Genomic DNA, 5661 nt, shown 5'->3' with positions numbered 1-5661 from the left:
GGGTCCTTAGCTCAGTTGGTAGAGCAGTTGACTCTTAATCAATTGGTCCAGGGTTCGAGTCCCTGAGGACCCACCATTTCGATTTCATCATTAAGACATCAGACAGATTTTGATTTATTTTTCGTTTTTTTTGAAATTTAAAATTTTAATTCATTTTTTTTATCCTGAATTACATTAAACTGTCTTCTGTTCATTAATTCCGCATTCGGAAAACCGGCAGGGATTCTTTGAATTAAATCATGTATAATTAGTATAGTTATTTTTAAATCATTGCTGTGTAAACAGATATCTGGGGAATGAATTGGCTATCATATTGGGAATAGATCCCGGTTCAAGAGTTACGGGGTACGGTATAGTAGAAAGCGTGGGACAGAAAATCAAATATCTTGGTTCCGGCTGTATCAGGACTTCCGGAGATCGTCTTCCTCCAAAGCTCGGTCAGATATATGACGGAGTGCGTGAGATTATTACCCAGTTTCATCCGGACTACTTCGCGATAGAAGAAGTGTTCCTGTCAAAGAATGCCGCAAGTGCCCTGAAGCTGGGGCAGGCCAGAGGTGCCGCCATCGTGGCTGCCGTAAACTGCAATATTCCCGTATATGAATACAGTGCCCGTCAGATCAAGCAGTCCGTAGTAGGTTACGGTAACGCTCAGAAGGAACAGGTTCAGGCCATGGTCGTGAGCATTCTCAAGCTTAACAGGTGTCCCATGGCTGATGCCGCGGACGCCCTTGCCGGAGCCATCTGTCACGCTCATGCCATAACCTCGCTAATCGGCATGGAACTTGGCGGACTCAAGAATACCAGGGGTATGTCCAAGGGCAGACTTTACTGATTCGGCTCTTTCCGAAAAATTTATCGGTGCCGAATGTCTAAATCACTTGCATATTTTGCAAATATATGTCAAAATTCGCTCACTTTTTGGTACCCAGGCTGAGTTAGTGATCGGCTTTGGGCGAATTTGAAAATCTATTGGAGATTATATAATGTCACTAAGTACTGAAGCTAAGAAGCAGATTGTTGCTGAATATGCACGTTCAAAGGATGATACTGGCTCACCAGAAGTTCAGATCGCTTTATTAACTGCTCAGATCAACCACCTCCAGGAACACTTCTCAATCCATAAGAAGGACTTCCACGGTCGTCGTGGTCTTCTTCGCATGGTTGCTGAAAGACGTAAGCTTCTCGACTATTTAAAGCGTAAGAGCGAAGAACGTTACAACGAACTTCGTGCTAAGCTTAACCTCCGTCGCTAGTACGGTCGTTTTACCCCGGACGACATGCTGTCCGGGGACAGTTCGAAAGAGCGAAAGCCTGAATTCAGATTCAGGCTTTTTTTGTTTCAGCGGGATTTTTCCGGAATGTTTTTTCAGGACCGTACGCGACGGTCTTCACGTTATTGTCATCTGCCATGTGCAATTATTTTAGACAATTCACAAACTTATCGTCCCAACTAATTGTTTTATGTTGATAGAGTCTATCGCAACGTTTATACTATTGTGCGAACAATTGTGAGTTAATTTGTGATAGAAAAAGGTAATAAAGAGTGAAACCTATAGTAAAGCAATTCAAGTACGGTAAGCATACCGTTACTTTAGAAACAGGTGCCATGGGTCGTCAGGCTGACGCAGCCGTTATGGCAAGTATGGATGATACTTCAGTATTCGTAACCGTAGTAGGTGTCAAGGATGCGGTAGGTGAAGATCGTGACTTCTTCCCGTTAACCGTGGACTATCAGGAAAGAGCCTACGCCGCCGGTAGAATTCCAGGCGGTTATTTCAAGCGTGAAGGTCGTCCTTCAGAAGGTGAAACGCTTATTGCCCGTTTAATTGACCGTCCAATCCGTCCGTTATTCCCTGAAGGTTTTACCAATGACGTTCAGGTAATCGTAACCGTGGTTTCAGCAAATCCTGAAATCCCTACAGACATCATTTCAATCATCGGTACCAGTGCCGCACTTGCCGTATCAGGTATTCCGTTCAACGGTCCTATCGGTGCAGCCCGCGTAGGTTACATCAACGGTTCATATGTTCTGAATCCGTTACGTTCAGAAATGCCTGAAAGCAAGCTGGACCTCGTTGTAGAAGGTACTGAACCTGCAGTGCTCATGGTAGAATCAGAAGCAGACATTCTTCCTGAAGAAACCATGCTCGGTGCAGTAATGTACGGTCACGAACAGATGCAGACCGTAATCAGCAGCATCAAGGAATTTGCTGCAGAAGTTAACAAGACTCCTTGGGACTGGAAGGCTCCTGAAGTTGACGTGGCCCTCAAGGACAAGATCGCTGAACTCGCTTCAGCCCGTTTAGGTGACGCTTACCGCATTACCGACAAGCTTGAAAGACAGAACACCGTTGCCGCCATCAAGAATGACGTTCTCGCTGCTCTCAAGGCTGATGCCGAAGCAAACGGTACTGAATTAAATGAACTCCGTGCCTGTGAATATTTCCACTCTCTCGAAAAGAACATCGTAAGAACCCGCGTATTAAACGGCGAACCTCGTATCGACGGCCGTAACACCAAGATGGTACGTCCTTTAACCATCGGTACCGGTTTACTTCCTCGCGTACACGGTTCAGCTCTGTTCACCCGCGGTGAAACCCAGGCTATGGTAACCTGTACTCTCGCTTCTGAAAGAGATGCACAGATTATCGATGAACTCTGCGGTGAAAGAGTTGACAGATTCATGCTTCACTACAACTTCCCTCCATATTCTGTAGGTGAAATCGGCAGAATCGGTTCTCCAAAGCGTCGTGAAATCGGTCACGGCCGTCTGGCTAAGAGAGGCGTAAGCGCAGTTCTTCCTTCAAAGGAAGAATTCCCATACACTATCCGTGTAGTATCAGAAATCACTGAATCAAACGGTTCAAGCTCAATGGCTTCCGTATGCGGTTCATCACTTGCCCTGTTCGATGCAGGTGTTCCTTGTAAGGCTGCCGTTGCAGGTATTGCAATGGGTCTTGTGAAGGAAGGCGACAAGTTCCAGGTTCTCACCGATATTCTCGGTGATGAAGACCACCTCGGCGATATGGACTTCAAGGTAGCAGGTACCACTGAAGGTGTTACCGCTCTCCAGATGGATATCAAGATCAACGGTATCACCAAGGAAATCATGCAGATCGCACTGAAGCAGGCTCATGAAGCCCGTATGCACATCCTTTCCGTAATGAACAAGGCAATCAGTGCTCCACGTGCTGACGTTTCAGAATTCGCTCCACGCGTAACCACCATGAAGATCAATCCTAACAAGATCAAGGATGTAATCGGTAAGGGCGGTGCGGTAATCAGAGCAATTACTGAAGAAACCGGCACCACCATCGATATCAGCGATGAAGGTATCGTTAAGATTTCATCTACCGACGGCACCAAGGCACGTCAGGCTGTTGAAAAGATTGAAGCAATCGTTGCTGAAGTTGAAATCGGCAAGGTATACCACGGTAAGGTATCAAAGATCACCGACTTCGGTGCTTTCGTAAACATTCTTCCTGGCAAGGATGGTCTTGTACACATTTCTCACATCTCTTATGACCGTGTTGAAAATGTAAGTGACTACCTCAAGGAAGGTGATATGGTTGACGTTAAGGTTCTTGAAATCGACCGTCAGAACCGTATCAAGCTTTCAATCAAGGCACTTCTCGAACCTCCTGTAGCAGAAGAAAAGAAGGAAGAAGCTCCAGCTGCTGAAGCTCCTGTTGCTCCTGCCGCCGATGCTGCTGAAGCCGCTCCTGCAGTTGAAGAAGCTGCCGCACCAGCTGTTGAAGAAGCAGCTCCTGCTGAAGAAAGCAAGCCTGTAACCGTAGTTGATATTGCAGCTCAGGTTGACAGTGTTGCTCAGGCAGATCCTGAACCTGAATTTGACGGCGCTATTGCTGCCGGTGCTGACAGCATGAAGAACGTTGTTTCAGTTGAAGCAACCGAACCTGCTGCCGAACCGGAACAGGAAAAGAAAGAAGACTAATCAGTCTGATATAGAGTTTAGTATGGCTCCAGAAATTGATCACTTAAATTTCTAGATAATACTAACAGAATTTAAGGCTTGTTTCCTAAAATTGATTGGAGACAGGCCTTTTAACTTTTTACTTACTCAGTCTTTGTTATACAAGTTTATAGAATCCTTAATTGCTTTCCCTAAGTCACTTAATTTCTTAAATGTTTTTTCCCCCATAAACATTTAAACTTTCATTCTGCCAAAGAATATCTCAATCATAATGTTGTCATGTGTAGTAGCTTTTCGGGGCTTGCTTTTGACAAAATTGGGCTTTTTAAGCCAGTTGCAATAGCGAATATTATGATATTACCATCCATGTATGTCCTGGTTGCGTAACGCATACATTATACGTCGTCCCTTGATGTCAGAATGAAACCTTCTGATAGCAAGAATCTGTTTACTATTGACAGCGTCAAGGCTTTTAGAAGGAGCTTTATGAAATTGATAAAGATATGAACCATACTCATCTCGGATTTTTCTAAAAGCATTTTGAATGGATATTTTTGCCTTAGCTCAAGTACTAATTTTGCTTTTATTTGCTGTTTTCTTTTTTAGATAGTTTTGGAGTAAGGTATCAAATTTTTTGAGGATTATTCATGGCAACGAAGTATTAAAAGTTCTTCTTTTAATGCCTTTATTTCTTTCTTTGTATAATCTTCTTTATCGAACTTAACAGAAAGTCTAGATTTTCTCTATTTTGTTATCCATGACTTCATTTTTTTGTCAGCCAGATTTCTTCATGTTTTTCAGACTTTATTATCCCTTTGACTGATAAATATGATACCAAATTTTTAAAACAGCTTAGTTAGAAATTCCATATTTAATGATCAGAACCGAGAATGATCCTTCACCATTTTCATAAGCAAGCACAACATCCAATTTTAATTTTACAGGGGAATTATTTTTCCCTTTATGTGGAAATAAATAATTATTCCTCTATTTTTTTAAACTCTGTATAGATGTTTCTTTGATATGTACCATTTTCTTTCGGTTGCAGTAAGTCCAATCTTCTTACAGTCTTCAACAATTTGTAGTAATTGGTCATAAGTAAACTTTGTAATAGAAACTCCATTATCAATCATTGTGATCAATAACGGAATTAATACTAAAAATATGGTGGCTTTTTGTTTGTCGATAAATAATATTTTTTGATAAGTATAGTAGAAAAAGTTTTAATTATTGATATAGAGTCAGGTTATAATAAAATCTCTTGTATAAATAATATGACAATAAAATAATATATTAAATGTATTGTTATTAATAGGAATTTTAAAGATGGATGATTTTAAACCATCAGAGATGAAAACCATTCTGCACTCTAAAAGAGCTAACATTTTTTACTTAAGTAGAACTTTCCCAATTAATAATACTATATAAGATGTGCAAATATTGAGCACATCTTGTTTCAATATCTCATTATTTACTCCATATACCAATCAACAACATAACTTCCTCAGTTTTCAGGTAGATATAAAGCCTGTTTTCTCCCTAAAAAAATTAAAAAATATCGACAAAATTGTGAAATTTTTCTTGAATATAGTCTAATTATAACTTATAATTAGACTATATATTTACGGAGTTTGATATGCCAATACCTAGAGATATTCTTGATGTAGAAAGACCTAAAAATACTGTTGTTATTGTTTACGGAGTAAATAAAGATAAGTACGCTG

3 protein-coding genes and 1 tRNA gene are annotated in these 5661 nt (G+C 41.1%); all 4 read left to right on the top strand.

All coding sequences use genetic code 11. The annotated features are described in order from the left end of the window. Positions 1 to 76: transfer RNA gene (locus tag BMY80_RS06730), tRNA-Lys, on the top strand. Between the two features lie 225 nt (positions 77 to 301). Further along, positions 302 to 835, top strand: a complete 534-nt coding sequence (gene ruvC, locus BMY80_RS06725) for a crossover junction endodeoxyribonuclease RuvC (protein WP_031580378.1) — start codon at positions 302 to 304, stop codon at positions 833 to 835. A 151-nt stretch (positions 836 to 986) separates the two neighbouring features. Then, on the top strand, positions 987 to 1256 hold the full coding sequence (rpsO, locus tag BMY80_RS06720; RefSeq protein WP_031580375.1) for a 30S ribosomal protein S15: 270 nt from the start codon (positions 987 to 989) through the stop codon (positions 1254 to 1256). Between the two features lie 290 nt (positions 1257 to 1546). Then, positions 1547 to 3958, top strand: a complete 2412-nt coding sequence (gene pnp / locus BMY80_RS06715; protein WP_093142204.1) for a polyribonucleotide nucleotidyltransferase — start codon at positions 1547 to 1549, stop codon at positions 3956 to 3958. Positions 3959 to 5661 lie beyond the last annotated feature (1703 nt).

The sequence above is a fragment of the Ruminobacter amylophilus genome (genome assembly GCF_900115655.1).
GTDB classification, from domain to species: domain Bacteria; phylum Pseudomonadota; class Gammaproteobacteria; order Enterobacterales; family Succinivibrionaceae; genus Ruminobacter; species Ruminobacter amylophilus.
Note: the sequence above shows the minus strand (reverse complement) of the source record. Positions and strands in the feature narration are given on the sequence as shown.

Bases quoted from the DNA above. Each gene is read 5' to 3' on its own strand.
- rpsO (WP_031580375.1), top strand. From the start codon at position 987: ATGTCACTAAGTACTGAAGCTAAGAAGCAGATTGTTGCTGAATATGCA.